A 23,599-nucleotide genomic window follows, 5' to 3' on the forward strand; every position below is an offset into this window, starting at 1 on the left:
GGTCAGCGGGGGCCGCGTGCCGCGAACCAGTCGCGGTAGTGCTGGTACAGCGTCGCGTAGCGCACGTACGTCTCGCGATCCGCCGCGAACCGCCGCTGCCAGGCCTCGGTCTCGGTCGTGTGTGCCGTGTCCGTGAGCCCGTACTTCGTGCGGATCTCGGCGAGCGCAGCGGGGTTCACCGCGATCTCCGCGGCGAACGCTGCATACCGTTCGAGGCTGAGCTGCGGGCCCGACGCGACCGCCGGGAACCCCGCGAGCGTCATCGGCTGCGGCACCGTCGGTGGCATCGGGACGGGCGTCGGGCGCTGCGACGCGTACGACGCGCTCGACACCGGCGCCCCTGTGCTCGCGGGCGCGGCCGCGCCCGGCGATCCTGGCGCCGGCGGGTATCCGTATCCCCCGGGCTGCGACGGCTTCGGCGGCGGCGCGGGCGGCGGGAGCACCGCGGCCTTCATGGCCGGCGACGAGGGCGACGGGGGCGGCGGCGGGAGCGGCGCAGCCTGGAACGGGAGCGTGGGCCTCGAGGGCGCAGGTTGCGCGGGCAACGTCTGCCGTGCCGGCAACGGATCCGGGATCGTGGCGACGCGCGGCCGCATCGGCGCCGCGTGCTCGTCCGGAGGCAACATCGCGCCCGGCCCGCTCTCGCGCGGCGGCGGCGGCGGCCCCTTCACGGCCGGCGCGCCACTCGCCGTCACCGGCGGCGTCGTGCCTTCGGCCGCTGCTGCTGCGGCGGCGGCCCTGCGCGCGCGGAGCCTCGCGAGGAGCTGCTCCGGATCGGCCGTGGGCAACATCGGCACGGTGTCCATGAGCCCGAGCGGCACCGATTGCGCGCGCGGCGGCGTCGGCTCGTCCTCGTTGCCTCCGGCGCGCGCCTTGCGGGTCTCGATGGCCCGCGAGCGCGCCTCGAAGGCTGCTTTGTACCGCGCCTCCAGCGCGTTCCGCGTCGCCTCCGGCTCGCGTGACATACGCTCCATCCAGGCGTTGCGGCTCACGCCCCAGGCCTCGGCCGAGAGCGCCTCGACACGCAAAACCTCCTCGAGGGGCGTCCCTGCCTCGACCTCCGCGCACAGGGCGGCGAATCGTTCGAGCTCGATTTCCGGTTCCATCACGTCGGGGCGCCCGTGAGCGCTCGGCAGACCATACGCCGGCCGCGGTCCGAGGTCGAGAGCGCCGCGCGACGTTTCAGCACGTTGCCGACGACTGGGCTTGCCCCCCGTCCGTCAAACCGTGGTACTAAGCGAGGTAGAAACGATGAACTCGAGTCTCCGCACCTTTCTCGGTCTTGCCCTCCTCGTCGCCCCCCTCTCGGCGGGCTGTGCCTCTCGCACGGCGCCCTTCGATCAGATGGACCAGGCGCAAATCACTGTGCTGCGCCTGACTGCGCCGCCGCCCCCCGCTGCGGCGGTCGCGACACCCGGCGCGCTCCCGGGCATCCCGGGCCTGCCCATCCCGCCCGAGATGCAGGCTGCGGGGCAGCAGCTCCTCCAGGGCCTGAACCAGGCCGCGCCGGGGCTCATCCCGCCGGGCCTCCTCCCTGGCGGCCAGACGCAGCCGGCGCCCGTCCAGCAGCAACAGGTGCCGCTGTGGAACGGCCTCGCGATCGTGGCCCAGACGCCCGTCACGAACGAGGACATGAAGAACGACCTCCTCGACCTCTTCGGCGACGAGGACAGCTTCCAGGCCGGCGCGAACAATTGCACGACGGCGCCCGGCATGGGCATCTCGTTCGTTCGTCCGGGCCAGCCGAACACCGATCTCGTGGTTTGGTTCACGTGCTCCAAGGCCGCCGGCGTCACGCCCTTCACGCTCCCCTACGGCAAGGACATGCTCACGGGTGAGTCGCACCAGAAGCTGAGCCAGATCTACCAGGCTCTCTTCGGCATGGCCGTTCCGCCCGGCTCCTGATCTCTCGCGCCTCCGAGGGCCTCGATCCTGCGAGGCCCCGTGCACGCTCCCGCCTCGGCAAGCCCGGATCTTCGGGACCGCCTCGAACGGCCATTTCACGCCTTCGTGGCGGAGAAAGCGGCCTGGATGCTAGGATGGCGCATCGACGCCGTCTCTGCGGCGCTCGCCGGGCCTTCCGATGACCCAACATGAAAAGCTCTCCCCAGGGATGGTGCTCGGGCGCTACGAGCTGCTCCTGCCGATCGCACAGGGAGGCATGGCCACGGTCTGGGCGGCGCGGCAAAAGGGATCACGCGGGTTTCAGAAGACGGTCGCCATCAAGACGATGCTGCCGTCGCTCTTGGACGACCCGCAGTTCGAGCAGATGTTCCTCGACGAGGCCTCGCTCGCCGCGCGCATCCATCACCCGAACGTCGCGGAGATCCTCGACGTCGGCGAGCAGGACGACACGATCTACATCGTCATGGAGTGGGTCGACGGCGAGGCGCTCAGCGTCCTCACGAAGACCGCCAAGCGCAGCAACGTCCCCGTGCCGCAGCGCATCGCGCTCCGTATCGTCCGCCAGGCCTGCGCGGGCCTGCACTCGGCCCACGAGCTGCGCGACGATCACGACCAGCTCCTCGACTTGGTGCACCGCGACGTTTCGCCGCAAAACATCCTCGTCTCGTACGACGGCATCGTGAAGCTCGTCGATTTCGGCGTGGCGAAGGCGCTCGGCCGCGCGGGCGGCGAGACGACGGCGGGGCAGCTCAAGGGCAAAGTCCCGTACATGTCGCCCGAGCAGGCCCTCGGGCAGAAGGTCGATCGGCGCACCGACGTCTTCGCGATGGGCATCGTGCTCTACCGGCTCACGACGGGCCTGCACCCGTTCCTCGGCGAGAACGACATGGCCACGATGAAGAACATCATCTCGCGGCCGCTCCTGCCGCCGCGCATGAAAAACCCGAGTTTCCCCGCCGAGCTCGAGCGCGTGCTGCTCACGTGCCTGAAGAAGGATGCGAACGAGCGCTACCAGACGATGCTGGAGCTCGACGCGGCCCTGGAGCGTGTCCTCGCCTTGTCCGGGGCCTCGGTCGTCGACGATGACATCGGCGCGTTCACGCGCTCCGTGATGGGCGATCGGGGCCAGAAGCGCCGCGCCGCGCTGCGTGACGCCGTGCGCGCCGCCGACGAGCGCGCCGCGGGCATCGCGATGTCGCCGGGCGCCGCGCATCCGCACGTGCACGAGGCAGTCTCGGACATCGCGATCACGCGGATGAACTCGGCGCTCACGAGCTTCCCGACGAGCATGCCGCGGAGCTCCTCGACCTCGATCCTCCCGCCGACGTCCGAATCGTACGCGGACGGAGCCATGTCCGGCTCGCTCTTGCCGTCGACGCCGCCCCGTCCATACAACCGCGCGGGCCGCTTCGTCGCCATCGGCGCGGTGACCGCGCTCTCGCTCGCCGGCACGTTCATGTTCCTACGCGCGACGATGGCGCCACGCGCGGCCGCTGGAAACGCCGCCGGAAACGTGGCGCCCACGCCGCCGAGCCCGCCCGCGCCCACGCAGGCCGCGACGCCCGTGGCCGTGCAGACCGCCGTGGCTCCGCAGCCAGTCGAGACGGGCGGCGGCACGGTGCTCGACATCAACGATCTCCCGTCCGCCGACACGAAACCCGAAGCCACGACCAAGCGTGACGACAAACCCGCGGGCACGACGAAAGGCACGGGCGCGACGAAGCCTGCGGCCCCGACGACCGCGACCGCAAAGCCCACCGGGGCGCCGACGAGCACGACGTGGGTACCCAGAGTCACGGATCCCGGCTTCTGAGCAAGGGCACGCCCCCCGCGTCCCTCCGCGATCTCGCGGTGGTCGGCCTCTGCGCCGCCATCGTGGTGCTCGGATCCGCCGCACACCGCGAGGACGAAGGCGCGGCCGCGAACAACGCGGAGACGTCCGAGGCCTCCGCGCCCACGCTCACGATGTCCCCGCTGCCGAACGGCGCGCCCGGCAAGCCCGCGGCCCTGGTCTCCGAGGCCGCGCCTCGCAGCGGCTGCGACTTCCCGGACAGCGGCTTCGGCGACTACCTCGGCTGGCGACCGCTCCCGCTCGGCCGCATCCTCGTCCCTTCGAGCCTCACCGTCCCGCCCGACGGCGGCTTTGATCTGCTCGTGCACTTCCACGGCACCGAGCCCGTGCGCAAGCAGCTCGCGCCCCTCGGCCTCGGCCTCGTGATCGCAGGCCTCGACACGGGCACGCTGTCGAGCGGCTACAAGAGCACGTTCGAGTCCGAAGGCACCTTCGACGCGATGCTCTCGGCCATCAGCCGCGAGGTCGCGCTCGCCACGAAAAACCCCGCGGCTCGCCCGCGCAGCATCGTCCTGTCGTCGTGGAGCGCGGGCTACGGCGCGATCGCGCGGATCCTCGGGGGAGGCCGCGACGACGTCGACGCCGTCATCCTGCTCGACTCGCTCTACGCGAGTTACGCGTCCGGCGGGAAGATGCCCGATCCCACGGAGCTTTTGCCCTTCTCGTCCTTCGCGCGTGCCGCGGCGAACGGCGGTCCTCTGCTCTTCGTCACGCACACGGCCGTCCCCACGCCGGACTACGCCTCCACGCTGGAGACCGGGACGTTCCTCCTGCGCGAGATCGGCGCCGACGTCCCGGCCACGCCGCCTGCGCAGGATCCGTTCGGCGTCTCGCGCGCCCACGATCAGAACCACTTCTTCCTCCGCGGGTACGCGGGCTCGGACGGCGACGCGCATTGCGGCCAGCTCCGGCTCCTGCCCGACATCCTGCGTGATCACGTCTTGCCCGCGTCACGCCCGTAGGAGCCCATCGGCCTTGGCCACACCTCGCTCTTCGCCGCTCTACCACGACGACCCGAAGCTCTTCTCGTTCCGCGGCGTCGTCGTCGCCCACGAGTCCCACGCCGGCCGCCCCAGCGTGCGGCTCGATCGCACCGCGTTTTACCCCGAGTCCGGCGGGCAGATGGCCGATCGTGGACGCCTCGACGAGGCCGCCGTCATCGACGTGCAGGTCGACGACGAGGGCCGCATCCACCACGTGCTCGAAGGGCCCCTGCCCGCGATCGGCGCCGATGTGCATGGCACGATCGACAAGCCGCGCCGCCTCGTCCACATGGCCCAGCACACGGGCCAGCACATGCTCTCGCGCGCGCTCGCCGACGTCGCCCGCGCCGAAACCGTCTCCTCGCGCCTCGGCGAGAGCGCGTGCACGATCGACCTCGACGTCACCACCCTCGACGAGCGCGCCGCGGCCGAGGCCGAGGCCCTCGTCAACGCCGTCATCGATGACGACGCCCCGATCCGCGCGTTTTTCCCCTCGGAGGACGAGCTCCGCGCGCTCCCGCTGCGCAGGCAGCCCAAGGTGCACGACAACGTGCGCGTCGTCGTGATCGGCGACTTCGACGTCTCGCCTTGCGGGGGCACGCACTGCACGAACACCGCGCAGGTCGGCTTCGTCCGCATCGACGCGCTCGAGCGAACCAAGGGCAAGATGCGCGTCACGTTCTCCGCGGGCGTGCGGGCGCGGACGAAGCTCTCGCGCGAAGCCGACGTCGTGCGCGCGCTCGCCCGCGAGCTCACGTGCGGCCCCGAGGACGTCCCCGCGGGCATCGAAAAACTGCGCCGCGAGCTCGACGAGGCGCGTCAGGCGCTCGGGCGCGTGCGGGGCCGCGTGGCCGCGGCGATCGCCGACGCGCTCGTGAAGGACGCGCGGGCGCGGGGCGAACGCGTGGTAATCGGCGTCGTCGAAGATGCATCCCTCGATCTCGTGCGCGCGGTGGCCGGGCGCATCACGGCCGAGGCGGATCTCGTCGCGTTGCTCGCGGGGGAAGCCGACGGCGGCACGATCGTGCTCGCGGCGCGCGGATCGTCGAGCGACTTCGACTGCGGCGCCTTCTTGAAGCGCGCGGCGACCGCGGCGGGCGGTCGCGGCGGCGGCAGACCCGAGCGCGCCGAGGGCCGCTTGCCCGCGGGGATCGACTGGACGACGATCGCGGCCGCGACGCTCGCCACGCCCGGACGCTGAGCGCGCGCTCGTTTACAGGCCGCTGCAGCTGTCGAGCGCGGGATCGGTCTCGGCCGGGCATCCGGCGGACGGCAGCGGGGAAGGCTTCACCGCCCCGAGCATGGCGGGATCCGCCTCGAAATCCATGGCGAACGAGAGCGCCTCGCAGACCTTGTTCTTGTCCGTCGCGTCAGCCAGCAGCACGTCGGCCGCGCGGCAAGTGATCTGCCGCGTCGCCGGGTAGAACAGCGCGTCCTTGCAGATCGGGTTTCCCTTCGTGTCGCGGAAGCTCGCGAGCATGGGGAACAGCTCCGATACCGGGAGCTTCGCGCCGATCTTGCCCTCGCGTAGCTGGTACAGACCGGTCACAGTCCGATCGATGCGCGCCACGAGCACCAGGTTCGACAGCGCGGCGTACATGGATGTGAACGCGCCGTCCGAGATCGGCAGCGGCGCCTCGGGGAGCCGGGCCACGAGCTTGTTGCCCGTCACGTAGGCCGTGCCGTCGATGAACCTCGGCGCGTAGGGGTCTGCCTGCACCGGTGCGACGAACTCCTGCCGGATCGACCACGCATCCGCGCCTTGCCATTCCGGTGACGCCGCGAGACCCAGGCTCCCGTACCAGCCGACCTCCACCTGATCGTCGTCGCTCGCGCCGTTGTACCCTTGTACGCGGAGCAGCACGCTCCACTGGCCGGACTCGGCCAGGTCGCGCAGGAAGCTCGACATGTCATCGATGTTGAGGATGTACGCGAGGGCGCCGAAGAGCGCGTAACTCGCCCCGTCGTGACCCCTGTCGTCGTCGCAGTACCCTTTGTCGTCCGACGGATCGATCGACTCGCAGCCCCGCTTGTCCTCGGTGCACGAGCACAGCCCGTCGAGGTTCAGCCCGGGGAGCGCGTCGTTCACGCCTTTTCCCATGTCGATCGTGCGTAGCGCCACGACGAACCCCTCGGCGCCGCCCGCGTCGTCCACGGCGGGCGGATCGGGGACCTCGTCGCGCACGCACATCATCGGCGTCGCGCCGCCCGCGCCTCCGTGACCTGCCCCGAGCGAGAGCTCGTCCGGGATCCCGGACACGAGCTGGCAACCGGCTGCCCACGAAAGTACGACGAAGCCCCCTCTCGTCGCGCGCCTCCGAACCGCCATCGCTCCTCCTGAAGGACAGGACGCTCGCGCGTAAAAATCCCCGCGCAGGCCCGCGATCGAGAAGATCACGATTGGGGCGGGCCGTCCACCGCACCCCGAAGGCCGCCGCGCACGTCCGGGGCGCGCGAGAGAGCGCGTGTGTTTTGCCTGGCATCGAGCCGGGCCATCGGCTACGCCGGCCCCATGCGCCGCCGGACCCTCGCGCTCGTGCCGCTCGTCGCCCTCGCCCTCGCGAGCACGGCGTGCGACGAGACGTCCGACACCGACACCGACACCGACACCACGACGACCGTGCCGACCAGCATCCTCGTCGAGCCGAGCCTCTTCCTCGGCGACGTGCCTTGCTCCGCCGCGACCGGCGCCATGCAGAGTTACGTGGCCACCGTCCTCGACGTCACCGACGCGGCCGCGCCCTTCCCGCTCCCCTCGTCGCCGCCCGTCACCTGCACGGCGAGCGTCATCTTCCGGCAGATCCTCGTCGGCCACGTCTACCGCGTCCAGATCGACGGCTACGACGTCCCCGCCGCCGAGCTCACGCCCGTCGGGGGCACCTCCTCCGGCAGCCGCAGCATGGTCCGCCGCGCTGCACCTGCCGCGGGCACCGTCACGCCGCTCTGGTCGACCTACTGCAAGGACATCACCGGTCAGAAGAACGTCCGCTCCGTGCCGGAGACGTGCGAAGAGCTCGCGCCGCTCTCGACCGAGACCGGCGTGCTCATCAATCCGCGCGCCACGCTCGCTGGCACGAGCTCCATCCCCGGCCTCGATCTCGCCTGCAAGACGAGCTCGATCGATCCGCAGGGCAACCCCGTGATCACCGGGGAGGTCGCGAGCTTCGACGTGCGCCCGGCCGATCCGGCCTTGCCCCCGCTCGTGAACCTCCCCTGCAAGAACCCCGCGCCTGCGCCGTACACGCAGAACATCAAGCCCGGCGCGACCTACACGTTCCGCATCGAGGCACGCGCCGAGACGGGCGGACCCGTCACGTGGGGCGCTTCCTGCACGGCGATCGCCGTGGAAGGCCTCGTCGTTCATGCGCTCTGCGATCCGCTGAGCAAGGACGGCGCGCTCGACCTCTCCCTCGCGGACGTCCTCGCGGCCGCGGGCACCTCGTGCGCGAAGGAGAACGTCGCGACGTACGACGCCCTGCTCGGCGCGCCCAGCTCCCTCGAGGCCGACGGCGTCGCTTGCGGCAAGCCCCTCCGCTTCACGCCGATCGAACCCGGTGCCTACCCGAAGATCAAGCTCGTCGGCCGCGACGCTGCGGGCGCGGCGGTCGTGACCGCCTCCTGCCTCGCCGAAATCACCCCCGGCGCGGTCAGCACGGCCACTTGCACGCTCGGGCCTTGAGCCTCCCCGACAACGGCCCAGACGGACCGACCGAGCCAGCGCCGCGACGCACCCAAACCTGCGTACAAAACCCTCGAACCTGATTGCAGGTTCACGGGTCGTATACTACCTGAGAGCGTCCTCCGGCCGGCGTGGACGAGGCTTTTTTCAAGCCTCCTCGCGCGTCAGGCCCAGGCCCGAGCGGCGGTATGGAAGATTCCTCGAACATCCAGCAGAAGATCCCCGTCAGCATCCAGGACGAGCTCAGGAACAGCTACCTCGATTACGCGATGAGCGTGATCATCGGTCGCGCCATCCCCGACGTGCGTGACGGGCTCAAGCCGGTGCACCGCCGGATCCTCTACTCGATGCACGAGCAGAAGATCGGCCCGAGCGGATCGCACAAGAAATGCGCGCGCGTCGTCGGCGACGTGCTCGGCAAGTATCACCCGCACGGGGATACGGCCGTGTACGACGCGCTCGTCCGCATGGCGCAGCCGTTCAGCCTCCGCTACCCGCTCATCGATGGGCAGGGAAACTTCGGCTCCGTCGACGGCGATTCGGCCGCGGCCATGCGGTACACGGAGTCGCGCCTCGCCCGCGTCGCGACCGAGCTCCTCACCGACATCGAAAAAGAGACCGTCGATTTCGCCCCGAACTACGACGACTCCGAGCTCGAGCCCACGGTCCTCCCGGCCAAGTTCCCCCAGCTCCTCGTCAATGGCTCGGGCGGCATCGCCGTCGGCATGGCGACGAACATCCCGCCGCACAACCTCGGCGAGATCATCGACGCCACGGTCCTGCTCATCCGGAACCCCGACGCGACGGTCGACGACCTGATGCAGCACGTAAAGGGCCCCGATTTCCCCACGGCTGGCCTCATCTACGGCAAGAGCGGCATCGACCAGGCCTACCGCACGGGCCGCGGCACCATCGTCATGCGCGGCCGCTGCATCGTCGAGAAGACCTTGAAGGGCGATCGCGAGCAGGTCGTGATCACCGAGATCCCCTACCAGGTCAACAAGGCCAAGCTCGTCGCCAAGATCGCCGAGTGCATCAAGGAAAAGCGCATCGAGGGCATCGCCGAGGTCCGCGACGAGAGCGACCGCGAAGGCATGCGCATCGTCATCGAGCTCAAGAAGGACGTCTTCCCCCAGGTCGTCCAGAACCAGCTCTACCGCCTCACGGACCTGCAATCGACGTTCGGCGTCATCAACCTCTCGATCGCCAACGGCCGCCCCGCCGTCCTCGGCCTCAAGGACACGCTCGCGCACTTCGTCGAGCATCGCCGCGAGGTCGTCACGCGGCGCACCCGGTACGAGCTGCGCCAGGCGGAAGCGCAACGCGAGCTCGTCGAGGGCCTCGGCATGGCGACGACCGACGTCGACATCATCGTCTCCACGATCCGCACCTCGCAGGATCCCGAGGAGGCGCGTGATCGCCTGCAGAAGCTCCCCTTGCGTGGCTTCGGCGACTTCCTGCGCCGCGCCGGCCGCCCCGAGCCCGAGTGCGTCGAGGGCGACGGCCGCGGCGACTACTTCCTCTCCGAGCGCCAGGCCAAGGCCATCCTCGAGATGCGCCTCTCGCGCCTCACGGGCCTCGAGCGCGAGAAACTCGCGCGCGAGTACGGCGAGCTCGCCGAGGAGATCCTCCGCCTCACCGGCATCCTCGCCGACGAGAGCAAGCTGATGGACGTCATCGTCGGCGAGCTCGAGGACATCAAGAGCCGCTACAACGACGTGCGCCGCACCGAGATCGTCCCGACCGAGGCCGAGATCCAGGTCGAGGACCTCATCCAGGAGGAGGACATGGTCGTCACCATCTCCCACCTGGGGTACCTCAAGCGCACGCCGGTCACGACGTACCGGGCCCAGCGCCGCGGCGGCAAGGGCATGGTCGGCATGGAGGCGCGGGACGAGGACTGGGTCAGCCAGCTCTTCGTCGCCTCCACGCACAGCTACGTCTTCTTCTTCAGCGACAAGGGCAAGGTCTACGTCAAGAAGGTCTACGAGATCCCGAGCGCGGCGCGAAACGCCAAGGGCCGGGCGATCGTGAACTTCGTCGGGATGGAGCAGGGCGAGAAGATCGCCGCCATCACCCCGGTCCCGCGCATCGAGACCGGCTGGTTCGTCGTCACGCTCACGCGGCGCGGCCAGATCAAGAAGACCGCGCTCGAGGAGTACGAGAACTTCCGCGACAAGGGCATCATCGGCGTGCGCATCGAGGAGGACGATCAGCTCCTCTCCGCGGCCATCACCGACGGCTCGCGCGAGTTCCTCATCGCCACGCACAAGGGCATGTCGATCCGCTTCGCCGAGGAGGAGGTCCGTCCCACGGGCCGCGCCACCATGGGCGTGAAGGGCGTCGACCTCAACGAAGGCGACTTCGTGGTCGGCCTCTGCGTCACGGACGGCGGACGGGATCGGGTCCTTGCGGTCTGCGAGCGCGGCTATGGCAAGCGCACCCCGCTCGACGAGTTCCGCCTCCAGAGCCGCGGCGGCAAGGGCGTCATCCTCATCGACGCGAGCGAGCGCAACGGTCCGGTCATTGGCGTCGCCATGGTGTCGCCGGCGGATCAGATCATGCTCGTGACGGACCGCGGCCAAACGCTGCGCACCAAAGCCAGCGAGATCCGCGAGACCGGCCGCAACGCCCAGGGCGTGCGCCTCATGAACGTCGACGGCGACGAGCGCGTCGTGGCGATCGAGGCCTTTGCCGAGGCCGAGGAAGGCACGGTCCCGCCCCCGCCGCTCGAGACGAACGGCACGGATGGCACGAACGGCACGAGTCACGACGGGACGAACGGCGTCGCCGAGTGACATCCCCCCTCCCCTGGCACCTCGCGTGACCGGGAGCTAACGTAAGCACTGTCACACAGCATCGCCGGGGCTCACCCGGTCCCCCGGGGGGGATCCGGGGGTTTGGGGGCGTCGTTCGGCGTGTCCGAATGAGGTTCCCGAGCGTCGACGGGGTTTGGGGGCGTAGCGCGGCGTGTCCGCGCGACGCCCCCAAGCGTCAACGGAGAGGTTTGGGGGCGTAACGCGGCGTGTCCGCGCGACGCTCCCAAGCGTCAACGGAGGGGCTTGGGGGGGTGCGCCGCGCAGGATCGGATGCGTGTGGGCCCTCCATTGCTGGGGGGCAACATGCTCGAGCTATTTCGGTCGCGTCGCCGTGCCATTGTATGGTTCGTCGAGGCTGGCCTGCTCGTATCGCTCGTCTGCGCGGGTGCGGCGGCGATCGAGGGGCATCGCGGCGTCGTCACGCTCGCCCGCGTGCTCGACGCTGCGGCGATCACGCTCGTGGCGCAGGCGTCGCTCTATTACCATGGCCTTTACGGACCCTCGCCCATTCGCGACCTCCGTACCCTGGCCTGGAAAGTCGCGCGTGCGCTCGCTGTCTCGGCTCTCCTGCTCTGGGCCCTCTTCCAGGGTTTTTCGGTCGACGCGGAAGAGCGCTTCGCGGCCGTGGCGCTCGGGCTCATGGCCGGCGCGCTCGTCTTGCCGCTCTTTCGCACCGGGCTCGCGCGGGCGGCGGCGAGTGATCGCCTCTGCAAGCGCACCCTGGTCCTCGGCTCGGGGCCGCTCGCCGACGCCGTGATCACCGGCGCGCGGACCCATGACACCGGCGGCATGCGATTCGTCGGCCGCCTCGTACAGGAGGGCGACCCGGGCCGCGCCGCCCCCGACGTGCTCGGCAGCTACGACGAATTGCCGCACATCGCGTCCGCGCACGGCATCCGGCACATCATCGTCTGCGCTGCGGATCGCCGGGGCAAATTGCCCATCAATGTCCTCCTGGAGCTCAAATTCCGGGGCGTCGAGGTCGAGGAAGGCGTGGAGTTTTACGAGCGCATCACGGGCAAAATCTTCGTCCGTGAGCTTCGCCCGAGCCAGCTCGTCTTTGCGCACGGCTTTCACGTCGCGAAGCGCACGCTCCTCGGAAAGCGCCTGCTCGACGTCGTCTGCGCCTCGATCGGCCTCGTGCTGTCGGCGCCGCTGATGCTGCTCACGGCGCTCGCGATCCGGCTCGATTCGGCGGGCCCGATCCTTTATTCGCAGGTGCGGAGCGGCGTGTTCGGCCAGCCCTTCACCATTTACAAGTTCCGCTCGATGCGCACGGATGCGGAGGCCGATGGCAAGGCGCGCTGGGCGTCGGAGGACGATCCGCGCGTGACGCGGGTGGGCCGCGTCATTCGCAAGACGCGGCTCGACGAGCTCCCGCAGCTCTGGAACGTGCTCGCCGGCGACATGAGCCTCGTCGGCCCGCGTCCCGAGCGCCCGAGCTTCACCGAGGAGCTCGAAAAGGCCATTCCGTTCTTCCGGCAGCGCCTCTTCGTCAAGCCCGGCCTCACGGGCTACGCGCAGGTCCGCTACCATTACGGCGCCACGACCGAGGACCAGCTCGAAAAGCTGCAGCACGACCTGTTCTACATCAAGACGCTGTCGGTCTGGTTCGACCTGTCGATTCTGCTCGATACGATCAAGGTGGTGCTGCTCCGGATTGGATCGCGCTGAGAGGGTGTTCCACAGCGTAGCGCCGGGGTTTCACCCCGGACCCGACGAGGGGCTGTCCGCCCCTCGACCCGGACCAGGGCCAGCCCTGGACCTTTGGTGCATCGACCGCGACGCGGTCGATGCACAGGCGCATTGTGGAACACCCTCTGGCCTCGCTACGGCTCTCCACACGCGCAACGGGTGCGATCCCCACCTGGATCGCACCCAGCGCCTCGCGCAACGGCGTCCCTCGACGTCTGGATCGCCCCTTGCGCCTCACGCAACCGGGTCGATGCCGACCTCGATCGCCCCCGGCGCCTCACGCAACTGGGTCGCTCAAGACCTCGATCGCCCCCGGCGCCTCACGTGCGAGGGTCCCTCGACGCCTGGATCGCCCCCGGCACCTCACACAACCGGTTCGATCGAGGCCTCGATCCACCCAGTTGCGCAAGCTGCCCCACACATCCATCACTCGTCGTAGAACGCGTCCTCGTCCTCGTCCGCCGTCTTTGTTTCCTGGCCCCTCGGACGCCCCCCCGCCGCGCGCGCCTCCTCCTCCTCGAGCACCCCGGGCCGGGCGTCCTGGTCCTGCAGATCCGGATCCCTTGGCACCCGCCGCATCGGATCCGTCGAGGCGATCGCCGAAATCGCCACCGTCACCATCGTCCGGAACGTCGGCGCCGACGCGCCCGTCGGGTCCGGCTCGAAGCGCGTCGAAATCAGCTCCAGGTCGACCCCGCCCGTCACGAGAATTCCCATCGTCAGCGGCATTCCGAGCGAACCGCCCGCGGCCACCGCCGTCGTCACGAACTTTCCCTCGGGCTGCGGCGTCCCCGGCGGCAACCCGAGCCGCGGCTGCGTCGCGAGTGGCGCTTCGCCATGGCGGAAGCGCAGGATCCCGCGCGCGATCACGCTCCGAAACTCCCGCCCCCCCCGCGGCCGGCTCCACAGCTCCAGCCCCGCCGCATGTTGCGCCCCAAACCCGATCCGCGGGCCGAGCGACGAGTACGAAAAGCTGTACGTCCCGACAACCCCGTATCCACGCCCGGCATACCGCGCGTCGATCCGCGCGTCGGGCGCGATCACGCCAGACGACTCATCCTGCAGGAACGACGGCGGGCTCGCCACCGTCAGCCCGAGCGCCGCGCCGCCGCGGATGCGCCGCGAAATCTCGAACGTCGCGGATCCGAGGGCCGAGACCGTGGTGATGTCCGCGGGCCCGCGCGTGAGGTCCACGTCGAGCAGCGCGTGCTCGAAATGGGTGAAGCCTGCCCGCACGATCGGCCCTATGCGAAAGCGACGGCCGGCGAGCCACGAAAACGACGCGCTCCCGAGGACCGCGTGGCTATCGAGCCCCACCGCCTCGGGATGATCCGCGGCGACGGCGCCCGCTTGCGTGTATCCGGCCTCGAAACGTACATACGACCGCGGCGACGTGCTCGCGGAAAACCCGACGCGGCTCCCGAGCGTGTAAATGACCCTTCCCTGGAGAAACGGGTCGCGCGCCGTCAAATCATTCGTGGCGCGGAGCCCGAGCCGCGACGCGAGGAGCGCGTCCGCGGAGATCGAAAAGGCCGTGCGGGGCGAGGTCACGACATCGAGCCGCGTCACCGCCGTGCCCGCGATGTCCTGCGGGGACGTGGCCCCCTGCGTCGACGCGAGCGCCCGCCCGTACCGCCCGGAGATATCCAGCAAAAACGCCGCGCGGGACGCGCGGGACACGATCCTCGCAGCGCCGTCCACGCTCGTGAGCGCAATCCCGTACCCGCCGCCCGGCGTGATGCCCGTGACCGCGCTTTGCTCGACCGTGACTGCCGCCGTCGCGTCGGTGACGGCGAGCCCTCCCGCGGGGAAAAAGCCCAGCATGCGCCTCCATGGTTCTCGGGCCGCCCGGTGCTTCAGCGGGCCGTCAGCCGCTCCGGCTCTGCGTCCCGCAAGGGCGCCTGCGCGTACCGCGCGAGCCCGACCGCAAAGCCGAGCCCGTGCGCGACGTGCATCACGGGAAACATCGCCGCCACGAGGAAAACCAGGCACCCGTCCGCGCGACGCGCCGCCCACGCCGCCCCGGCGACGATGGCCAGCGTATACACGGCCGCCGCCGCGCCGAGAACGGGCTGCGCCGGCGAATAGAAAAGCGCGAGGATCACGAGCACGGTGAAGGTGAGAACGGTCGCGAACGGGATCAGGGGCCTGGGCGAAGGCGGCAACCCTCGCAGGAGGATCGTCCGCGCGCGGCCCGATCCATAGTTGAAATACTGCCGGAACAAGCCGCCGAACGTCGACCGCGGATAATAATGCCCCACGATGTCGCGCGATTGATAGATGCGCCCGCCGCGCGCCAGGATCCGCTGGTTCAGCTCCGCGTCCTCGTTCGTCCGCGCGTCCGGGTCGAAGAGGCCCGCGAGCTCGAAGGCCTCGCGGCGGAAAGCACCGCACCACACGCTCTCCACGTATCCCTCGCGATCGGGGTCCCGGGACGCCGATCCGCCCACGCCGAGCGGGCTCCGGAGCGCCGCGCAGAGCGCTTTCTGAAACCTGGTTTTCCCCCGCGGCCGCATGGCGCCCCCCACATTGAGCGCGCCTGTTCGCCGGAGCACCGCGACGGACGCGGCCACGTATCCGGGGTCGTAATCGGCATGGGCGTCCATGCGGATGATCACGTCCCCGCGGGAGCGCTTGATCCCCAGGTTCAGGGCCGCGGCCTGGAGGCGCTGGGGATTGTCGAGCAAAACGATGCGTGGATCCTCGGCGGCGAGCGCGCGCACGATGTCCTGCGTCCGGTCGAGGGAGCGACCGTCGACGACGAAGATCTCCAGGCGTTCGGACGGATATCGTTGCCCCGCCGCCGCCCGCACGACCCGCTCGATGTGGTCCTCTTCATTGTAACAAGGAATCACGATCGAACAGAAGGGACGTTCTGCGAGCGTCCGAAGAATCACGCCGCCGCGCCCCGACTCGGGTCCCCAATCATCCATCCCAAGCCCCCCAAAAAGCCACGAACAGAGCTCGGCCCCCGCCAAGCCCGGCCCCCCGACCCCGACGGCCAGCATCCCACGCCGTGGCTCTTTTTCAATCGGGCGAAATCCGAGTCCGATTGCAGGGTGCCCCGGGCGGGCGGATCCAGCGAATCCGTGTTCACGAACATGCGCATTGCGAATGAGAATGCGCATGCAATGCTAGGCGCGTTGCTCGGGACAACCCATTCTTCCCCTGGTGCTGGCGAGCGGCTGCGTGTCCTCGCCGTGACGCGGATCTTCCCGAATCGGGTGGAGCCGCTGTCATGCCCCTTCCAGCGCAGGCAGCTCGCCGCGCTCGCGCGCCTCGCCGAGGTCGAGGTGCTCGGCGTCGTGCCGTGGGTGCCGGGCGCGTCGCTGATCGGGGATCGCGCCCGGGTCGGAAAGCTCTGCCGCGTGCCGGCGGAGGACACGATCGACGGCCTCCCCGTGGTGCACCCGCGCGCGCCGTACCTGCCGCTCGCAGGTCCATGGCTCTCCGGCGTGAACGGCCCGCTCTACCTCGCGGGCCTCGTCCCGCACCTCGCCGCGTTGCGCCGCCGCTTCGACGTCGTGCTCGGCGCGTTCCTCTTCCCCGACGCGTGGGCCGCGCAGCACCTCGCCCGCGCCCTCGGCCTGCCGTACGCCGTGAAGGCGCATGGCACCGACGTGAACGTGATCGCGCGCTGGCCTTCGGTGCGCGCCCTCGTGCAGGGAACGTTGCGCCGCGCGGGCGTGGTGATCGGCGTGAGCCGTCCGATGCTGGGCGCCCTCGAAGAGCTCGGCGCGCCGCGGGATCGCGTGACGCTCGTCCCGAATGGGGTCGATCGCGCGCTCTTTCAGCCGCGGAGCCGCGACGAGGCGCGTGGGGCCCTCGGGATGGATCCACGTTCGAAGGTGCTCGTCTACGTCGGCAGGCTCGAAGAGGCGAAGGGTCTGCACGAGCTCTGCGACGCGCTCGTATCGCTCGAAGCACGCGCGCCGGGTCGGTTCACGATCGCGCTCGTCGGCGATGGTTCGCTCCGCAAGACGCTGGAAGAGAAGCGCGACGCGGGCTTGCCGCTCCTCGTCGCCGGCGCGCGTCCCGCCGAGGAGGTCGCGCGTTTCCTCGCCGCGTCCGACGCGCTCGTGCTCCCGAGCTTTCACGAGGGCACGCCCAACGTCGTGCTCGAAGCGCTCGCCGCGGGTCGACCCGTCGTCGCGACGCGCGTGGGCGGCATCCCGGACGTCGTCGCGCACGAGCGCACGGGCCTGCTCGTGCCGCCGCGCGACGCGCCCGCGCTCGCCGCGGCGATCGAACAAGCGACGAGCCGCGCGTGGGACGAGGACGAGCTCACGCGTGCCGCGCCGCCCGGCTGGGATCGAAGCGCGGAGGCGTTGCTCGCGGCGCTCCTTCGCGCGCGGTCGGTGCACGCATGAAGCGCGGGAGCACGCTGGGCGCCGCGTCGGCCCTCGCGCTCCTGCTCCTCGCGACGGTAACGGCGGCCGGTGGGCCCCGCGTCGTCGTGGTGGACGACGGCGTGCGCGTGCGGCGGGAGGGGCCCGATCTCGATCGAGCCATCACACGAGGACATGCGCTCGGCGGAGAGGATCACGCGATCGAGCTCGCGGCGCTCCGCGGCGAGGTGCTCGCGATCCAGGTGATCCTCGAAGCCGGCGACACGCCGCTCGACGCCGTCACCGTGGACGTCGCGCCGCCCCGCACGCCGATCCGCGTCGATCGTTTCATCGAGTCCTACGTCGAGATCACCGCGCGATCCCGCAACGAAAGGCACGCAGGCGAGTCGCTCGGCTGGACCCCGTCATCACGTCCCCCGGACGAGGACGTGCTCGGCGCCGTGCCCGACGCGCTCGTCCCCGTGGAGCTCGCGCCCGCGTGGCTCCCCTACCCTTTGCGGATCCAACCACGATCCCGCGGCGCGATCTGGATCGACGTCGAGGTCCCCACGAGCACGCCCCCCGGCCGCGTCGCGACCGAGATCGTCGTGAAACACGCAGGCGGCGTTCTCTCGCGTTTGCCCGTGGTCGTCGACGTCGCGAGCGCCGAGCTCCCTTACCGCGCCACGAGCTTCCTCGCCTTCTACGACCCGAAGAACCTCATCGAGCGCATCGGCGCCCTCGAACCCGCCGAGAAGCAGCTCTTCCAGCTCCTCCACCGGCACCACGTCGACGCGCTCGGCTCGATCCGCAACGAGGCTGACCTCGATCGCCTCGGGCCCGCGCTCACGGGAGCTTGGTACACCAAGGAACACGGCTACGAGGGCCCGGGGGAAGGTGTCCCGTTGACCGCGGTCACGCTCGGCGCCTACGGCACGCTCGGCGATCCGCACCCCGACAAGCTCCGTGTGATCGAGGCGCTCGTCCCGAAGATCCCGGCGGCGGTCGAGGACGTCTTCCTCTACGCGATCGACGAGCAGTGCGAGAGCCCGCGCGGACCCACGTGGCGCTCGCTCCTCGCGCGATCACCCGTGCAAAAGCGCGTGCGCGTGGCGCACGCCTGCGCCGAGGATCCACGCCACCAGAAGGTCGATCTCGTCCTTTTGCCCTCGCAGACCTTCCAGCAAGACGCGGCGCTCGGCACGCGTGATCAAGGCCGCGACGTGTGGGTCTACAACGGAAGGCTCCCGCACTCGGGCCCGCTCCTGCTCGACGTGCCGGCCACGAGCTTGCTCGCGGACGCCTGGATCGCGGCCACGCGCCCCACGGGACGATGGTTCCTGTGGGAGACGACCTTCTGGAACGACGGCAACCGCGGCGGCCGCGGCCCGATCGACCCCTTCGTCGTCGCCGAGACCTTCCACAACAACGACGGCGACAGCGCGCTCGGCGATGGCGTGCTCGTCTATCCGGGCAAACAGACGGGCCGCTTCGCGCACCACTCGGCCGGCTTCGACGGCGTCTTCCCTTCGATCCGGCTGAAGCTCTTGCGCCGCGGCATCCAGGACGCGGGTTACCTCGCGCTCGCGCGGAGCGCGCATCCCGCCGAGGCCGACGTGATCTCCACGCGCCTGCTTCCTCGCGCGCTCGACGAAGTCGACCTCGACGAAGCCACGCCCTTCCCCACGGACGCGGCCGCGTACACGAGCGCGCGGAGCACCCTTCGCGCGCTCGTCCCCGAAGGCGGGCGCCTCGATCCTCGCCAAACCGCGGACGTCCTCGACGCGGGTCGCGCAGCGCGTCAAACGCAGCAAAGGCCCATGTTTCGTGGCCCAAAACGCCTCGTCGTGGCCTTCGCCACCCTCGCGCTCGTCGCCGCGTCCCTCGCCGGGTGGCTCGTTCGACGCGGCAGGCGCCGTGCTTCGTGATCCGCGGGCGGGCGGCCTAGGGTAAGCTCGCCCTCGCGAATGCCCCCGAAGAAACCATCGTCTGCGGCCTCGCCTCTGCCTCCCGACGTGGGGCTCCTCGAGGAGATCGGCGGCGGCTTCCTCGGCGCGGCGGCCACCGTCGGCGGCATGGGCCTGCTCGGCTACCAGATCCTCCGAAGGCTCGTCACCTTCCGCATCGATCGCGCCGAGACCCTCCGGAACCTCTACCGGATGGGCGTGAAATCGATCCCCATCGTGATCGTAACGGCCCTCTTCACGGGCGCGATCATGGTCATCCAGGCCGCGCCGCTCGTCGTGCGCCTCGGCGCGCAGGGCTTGCTCGGCTGGGGCGCGGGCTTCGGCATCCTGCGTGAGATCGCGCCGCTCTTGACGGCGCTCATGATCAACGGCCGCGTCGGCGCGAACAACACGGCCGAGCTCGGCACCATGGTCGTCACCGAGCAGATCGACGCGCTGCGCGTGCTCGCGATCGATCCCATCGCGTTCCTGATCGCGCCGCGCTTCGTCGCGATCGTGACCACGCTCTTCCTGTCCACGATCTTCGCCGACACGCTCGCGCTGCTCGGCGCCGCGTACGGCGGCTTCGGCCTGCTCGGCGTCGAGCCGAAGACGTTTTACAACGGCCTGACGAGCGGCCTGCTCGGCCTGAGCGACGTCACGAGTGGCCTCGTGAAGAGCATCGTCTTCGGCGTCGTGATGGCGCTCTCGAGCTGCCAGTACGGGCTCGGCGTGAAGGGCGGCGCGCCGGGCGTCGGGCGGGCCGTGAACGCGACCGTGGTGGCCTCGGCCGCGGGCATCTTCATCCTCGACTACTTCGTCTCCTTCACGCTGGACTGAGGACACGTGAGCGCGGCGAACACCCACGACGAGCCCGCGCCCGAGAGCGGCATCGACCAGGCCGCCGAGGCCCCGGACGCGTCGATCGCCGCGGTGGTGGGCGCACAGGCGATGGAGCTCGTGGGCATGGGCCTCGGGATCGCCTCGGTGTTCGTCCGGACGCTCTACTACTGCCTCCGCGGCCGGCCGGACTTCGGCGCCGTCGTGCGGCAGATGTTCGAGATCGGCAACCGCTCGGTCGTCTTCTTGACCGTGGTGATGGGCTTCATCGGGATGATCCTGGTCCTCCAGGGCGGGCTCCAGGTGAAGCGCATCCTGCCCGAGTTCAGCATGGTCGGCGCCTCGTACCTGGAGCTGCTCGTCCGGGATCTCGCGGCCACGATCAGCGCGCTGATGCTCGCCACGCGCGTCGGCGCGGGCATCGCGGCCGAGATCGGATCGATGGTCGTCACCGAGCAGGTCGACGCGCTGCGCATGTGCGCGGCCGATCCGATCGACTACCTCATCAAGCCACGTTTCCTCGCGAGCCTCGTCATGACCATTTGCCTGGTCATCTGGGCGGCGGGCGTCGCGATGCTGACGGGCATGCTCACCGCGTACATCATGTTCGATGTCAACCCGCGGACGTTCTTCAACCTGCACCTCGTCGACACGGGCGACCTCGTCGTGGGCCTGGCGAAGTGCCTGGCCTACGGCGCCGCGATCCCGGTCGTCGCGGGCCACTCGGGGCTCACCACACACGGCGGCAGCGAGGGCGTCGGCTGGGCGACCACGCGGGCCGTCGTGAACGCCTCGCTCGCGGTGATCGTGCTCGATCTGATCCTCTCCGCGCTTGGCTACGTGCTCCTGGGTCCCTAGGTGCGGAGCGTTCTGACGAACCACCATGCCCGAGCTGCCTGAGGTCGAGCACCAGGCGCGCGCGCTCCGCCGGCTCCTCGAAGGCGCGCGCATCGAGCGCGCCGAGGCCGACGCGACGCCTGTTCTGAAAGGAAAAACCACGCCGGCCACGTTCACGGCGGCCCTCGCGGGGCGCTCGTTCTGCGGGATCGAGCGTGTGGGCAAGCTGCTCTTGCTCTCGTTCGACGCGGGCACGGGCCTCGCCTGCCACCTCGGCATGACGGGCAGGTGGCGGGCCCGCGTGGCCGGCGACGCGCCTCCCCGGCACGGCCGCGCGCGCCTCTTTTTGCAGGACGGCCGCGTGCTCGACTACGTCGACGTGCGGATGCTCGGTCGACTGGAGATTGTGCCGCGTGACGCGTTCGCGACGCTCGCCTCGTCCCTCGGCCCCGACCCGCTGCGCGACGGCCTCGACGCGCCTCGCCTCGCCGCGCAGATCGCCGGCACTTCACGGCCCATCAAGAACGTGCTGCTCGATCAGACCGTCCTCGCGGGCCTCGGCAACATCCAGGTGACGGAGGCACTCTTTCGCGCACGCGTGCACCCTTCCCGCGCGGCCGATGCGCTCACGCCTGCGGAGATCGAAGCACTCGCCGACGGGATCCTCGCGACGCTCATGCACACGCTCGCGGTGCACGAGCGCGACGACGAGATCGTCTACCTCTCCGATCGGACCGACGCGCCGAACCCGTTCCTCGTCTACGGCCGCGTGGGCGAACCATGCCCGCGCTGCGGCGCCCCGATCCGCACCCTCACGATCGCCGGCCGCACGAGCCCCTTCTGCCCGCGCTGCCAGCGCCCTACTCGATTGGGCCCTCGGCGCGGCCGTGGATGAACTGCTGGATGATCTCGTCGTTCGAGGCCTTGAAGTCGTCGGGCGTCCCGATCAGCCGAACGAACCCTTTGTAGAGCATCACGATCCGATCGGCGATCGAGAAGATGCTCGCGAGGTCGTGGCTCACGACGATGCTCGTCACGCCGAGCGTGTCGCTCAGCTCGCGGATGAGTTTGTCCACGCGCCGCGCGCTCACGGGATCGAGGCTCGTCGTGGGTTCGTCGAAGAGCACGTAACGTGGGTCGAGCGTGAGCGCGCGCGCGATGGCCACGCGCTTGCGCATGCCGTCGCCGAGCTCGGGCGGGAACCTGTCGGCGAACTCGCGCATGTGCACCTGATCGAGCCGCTTGCGCGCCTCGGCGAGCGCCTCCTTCGGCTTCAGGCCTTTGTGTTTGCGCAGCGGCAGCGCCACGTTCTCCGCGCAGGTCATCGAGTCGAAGAGCGTCGAGTGCTGGAAGACCATCGCGCACTTCATGCGCACCGGGTACATCTGCTCCTCGTCGAAGCGGCTGATCTCCTCGCCGTCGAGCCAGATCTCGCCCGCGTCCGGATAGAGCAGGCCAACGAGGTGCTTGATGAGCACGCTCTTGCCGACGCCCGATTGACCGATGATGAAAAAAACCTCCCCGTCTTGAACGTCGAAGCTGACGTCCTCGATGACCTTCTTCGTCCCGAAGGATTTGGCGAGGTGGCGGAAGGAAATCATGACGCAGTGGGCCGCGCGCTCGATGTTACGTGGGTCTGCCTTCGCCGACGAACATCGTGCATAGTGGACGCATGGCGAGCCCGCGATCGATCGAGGTCAAGGTCGGCATCCTGATCCTGACGGCCACCGTTCTCCTCGCGGTGTTCATCCTCGTCATGGGCGGCATCAACTTCCAGCCCACGTATGCCCTCTTCGTCGACTTCGACAACCCCGGCGGCCTGCAAACCGGCGCCCCTATCAAGATCGCCGGAGTCAAAGTAGGTAAAATCACCGAAATACAGTTCCGGGGTGGAGAAGTGCCGGGCGGCGCGGGCAAACGTGATCCGCTCGTGCGGGTGAAGGTCGAAGTCGAGAAGCGGTATCAGCCGAGCGTTCGTGACAACGCGGTCTTTTACGTGACGTCGTCGAGCGTGCTCGGCGAGCAGTTCCTCGCGCTCGATCCGGGCTCGGGTGATCGGCCCGTGCTCGCGGAGAACGCGATCGTGCGAGGCCTCGATCCGCCGCGCCTCGACATGCTGATCGCCAAGGCCTACGACCTGCTCGACACCACGGTGAACGCGCTCTCGGGCAACAAGGACGAGATCGGCACCGCGCTGAACGGCCTCTCGCGCACGCTGAAGGGCACCGGGGACTTCTTCGACAAGAACGGCGAACGGCTCGATCGCATCGCGGCGAACGTCGAGCAAATCACGGTGGACACGCAGGACACCGTGCGCGAGGCCAAGCAGAAGTACGTCGAGAACCCGCAGATCGATCGCATCCTCGACAACGTCGATCGCACGACGGGCGCGCTCGCGAAGGACGCGCCGCCCTTGCTCGCGGACGCGAAGGTCACGCTCGCCAACGTCAAGCGCGTGAGCGAAACCGTCGGCGGCGAGGGCGAGCAGGCGAAGATCCGCCAGGCGATCGGCGACCTCGCCGAGATCGCCCGGAACACGAAAGGCATCACCCAGGACGCGCAGGCGATCGCCTCGAGCGTGCGGCGTGGCAAAGGCACGGTGGGCGCGCTCGTGATGGACGAGCAGCTCTACGACGATCTCCAGGAGCTCGTGCGCGACCTCAAGCACAACCCCTGGAAGTTCTTCTGGCGCGAGTAACCCCGCGTTCCCTCAGC

The 23,599-nt window shown here is 69.8% G+C and carries 18 protein-coding genes; 13 read left to right on the forward strand and 5 right to left on the reverse strand.

Annotated features, from left to right (window positions below):
• Positions 1 to 2: 2 nt before the first annotated feature.
• Positions 3 to 1,109, reverse strand: coding sequence for a hypothetical protein (locus tag POL67_RS29585; RefSeq protein ID WP_271923129.1), 1,107 nt, complete (start codon positions 1,107 to 1,109; stop codon positions 3 to 5).
• Positions 1,110 to 1,251: 142 nt separating this feature from the next.
• On the opposite strand from POL67_RS29585, the gene POL67_RS29590 reads away from it, so the two are divergent.
• The 4 genes from POL67_RS29590 (at position 1,252) to POL67_RS29605 (ending at position 5,941) form a co-directional block, all read left to right on the forward strand.
• Entirely contained in the window at positions 1,252 to 1,905 is a 654-nt protein-coding gene (locus tag POL67_RS29590) for a hypothetical protein (RefSeq protein WP_271923131.1), read from the forward strand.
• Positions 1,906 to 2,083: 178 nt separating this feature from the next.
• Entirely contained in the window at positions 2,084 to 3,718 is a 1,635-nt protein-coding gene (locus POL67_RS29595) for a serine/threonine-protein kinase (RefSeq protein WP_271923134.1), read from the forward strand.
• Positions 3,685 to 4,719, forward strand: coding sequence for a hypothetical protein (locus POL67_RS29600; RefSeq protein WP_271923136.1), 1,035 nt, complete (start codon positions 3,685 to 3,687; stop codon positions 4,717 to 4,719). The genes POL67_RS29595 and POL67_RS29600 overlap by 34 nt, the downstream gene beginning before the upstream one ends.
• Positions 4,720 to 4,732: 13 nt before the next feature.
• Entirely contained in the window at positions 4,733 to 5,941 is a 1,209-nt protein-coding gene (locus POL67_RS29605) for an alanyl-tRNA editing protein (protein ID WP_271923138.1), read from the forward strand.
• 12 nt (positions 5,942 to 5,953) lie between these two features.
• Here the strand turns inward: POL67_RS29605 and POL67_RS29610 are convergent, their stop codons facing one another.
• Positions 5,954 to 7,000, reverse strand: a complete 1,047-nt coding sequence (locus tag POL67_RS29610) for a hypothetical protein (RefSeq protein ID WP_271923141.1) — start codon at positions 6,998 to 7,000, stop codon at positions 5,954 to 5,956.
• Between the two features lie 252 nt (positions 7,001 to 7,252).
• On the opposite strand from POL67_RS29610, the gene POL67_RS29615 reads away from it, so the two are divergent.
• The 3 genes from POL67_RS29615 (at position 7,253) to POL67_RS29625 (ending at position 12,912) form a co-directional block, all read left to right on the forward strand.
• Positions 7,253 to 8,419 (forward strand): hypothetical protein, encoded by a 1,167-nt coding sequence (locus POL67_RS29615; protein WP_271923142.1) that lies wholly within the window; start codon positions 7,253 to 7,255, stop codon positions 8,417 to 8,419.
• Positions 8,420 to 8,607: 188 nt separating this feature from the next.
• On the forward strand, positions 8,608 to 11,217 hold the full coding sequence (gyrA, locus tag POL67_RS29620) for a DNA gyrase subunit A (protein WP_271923144.1): 2,610 nt from the start codon (positions 8,608 to 8,610) through the stop codon (positions 11,215 to 11,217).
• Positions 11,218 to 11,541: 324 nt separating this feature from the next.
• Positions 11,542 to 12,912 carry a TIGR03013 family XrtA/PEP-CTERM system glycosyltransferase gene (locus tag POL67_RS29625; RefSeq protein ID WP_271923146.1) on the forward strand — a complete coding sequence of 457 codons (1,371 nt, stop codon included), beginning with the start codon at positions 11,542 to 11,544 and terminating at the stop codon, positions 12,910 to 12,912.
• Positions 12,913 to 13,359: 447 nt separating this feature from the next.
• Here the strand turns inward: POL67_RS29625 and POL67_RS29630 are convergent, their stop codons facing one another.
• Both POL67_RS29630 and POL67_RS29635 read right to left on the reverse strand, forming a co-directional pair.
• Positions 13,360 to 14,757 carry a hypothetical protein gene (locus tag POL67_RS29630; RefSeq protein ID WP_271923147.1) on the reverse strand — a complete coding sequence of 466 codons (1,398 nt, stop codon included), beginning with the start codon at positions 14,755 to 14,757 and terminating at the stop codon, positions 13,360 to 13,362.
• Positions 14,758 to 14,789: 32 nt separating this feature from the next.
• On the reverse strand, positions 14,790 to 15,866 hold the full coding sequence (locus POL67_RS29635) for a glycosyltransferase family 2 protein (protein WP_271923149.1): 1,077 nt from the start codon (positions 15,864 to 15,866) through the stop codon (positions 14,790 to 14,792).
• A 198-nt stretch (positions 15,867 to 16,064) separates the two neighbouring features.
• On the opposite strand from POL67_RS29635, the gene POL67_RS29640 reads away from it, so the two are divergent.
• From POL67_RS29640 to mutM, 5 genes are all read left to right on the forward strand, one after another.
• A complete protein-coding gene (locus tag POL67_RS29640) occupies positions 16,065 to 17,303 on the forward strand; it encodes a glycosyltransferase family 4 protein (RefSeq protein WP_271923151.1) in 1,239 nt (412 codons plus the stop codon).
• Positions 17,300 to 19,189 carry a DUF4091 domain-containing protein gene (locus tag POL67_RS29645; RefSeq protein ID WP_271923153.1) on the forward strand — a complete coding sequence of 630 codons (1,890 nt, stop codon included), beginning with the start codon at positions 17,300 to 17,302 and terminating at the stop codon, positions 19,187 to 19,189. Before POL67_RS29640 ends, POL67_RS29645 begins: the two co-directional genes overlap by 4 nt.
• Before the next feature lie 87 nt (positions 19,190 to 19,276).
• Positions 19,277 to 20,047, forward strand: a complete 771-nt coding sequence (locus tag POL67_RS29650; RefSeq protein ID WP_271923155.1) for an MlaE family ABC transporter permease — start codon at positions 19,277 to 19,279, stop codon at positions 20,045 to 20,047.
• Positions 20,048 to 20,053: 6 nt separating this feature from the next.
• A complete protein-coding gene (locus tag POL67_RS29655) occupies positions 20,054 to 20,905 on the forward strand; it encodes an MlaE family ABC transporter permease (protein WP_271923157.1) in 852 nt (283 codons plus the stop codon).
• Between the two features lie 25 nt (positions 20,906 to 20,930).
• Entirely contained in the window at positions 20,931 to 21,779 is an 849-nt protein-coding gene (gene mutM, locus POL67_RS29660) for a DNA-formamidopyrimidine glycosylase (protein WP_271923160.1), read from the forward strand.
• On the opposite strand, the gene POL67_RS29665 is transcribed toward mutM, so the two are convergent.
• On the reverse strand, positions 21,745 to 22,485 hold the full coding sequence (locus POL67_RS29665) for an ABC transporter ATP-binding protein (RefSeq protein WP_271923162.1): 741 nt from the start codon (positions 22,483 to 22,485) through the stop codon (positions 21,745 to 21,747). The two genes, mutM and POL67_RS29665, sit on opposite strands and share 35 nt — an antisense overlap.
• A gap of 71 nt (positions 22,486 to 22,556) precedes the next feature.
• On the opposite strand from POL67_RS29665, the gene POL67_RS29670 reads away from it, so the two are divergent.
• Positions 22,557 to 23,582, forward strand: coding sequence for an MlaD family protein (locus POL67_RS29670; protein ID WP_271923164.1), 1,026 nt, complete (start codon positions 22,557 to 22,559; stop codon positions 23,580 to 23,582).
• The last annotated feature ends 17 nt before the right edge of the window (positions 23,583 to 23,599 follow it).

This window comes from Polyangium mundeleinium (genome assembly GCF_028369105.1).
Lineage (GTDB): Bacteria > Myxococcota_A > Polyangia > Polyangiales > Polyangiaceae > Polyangium > Polyangium mundeleinium.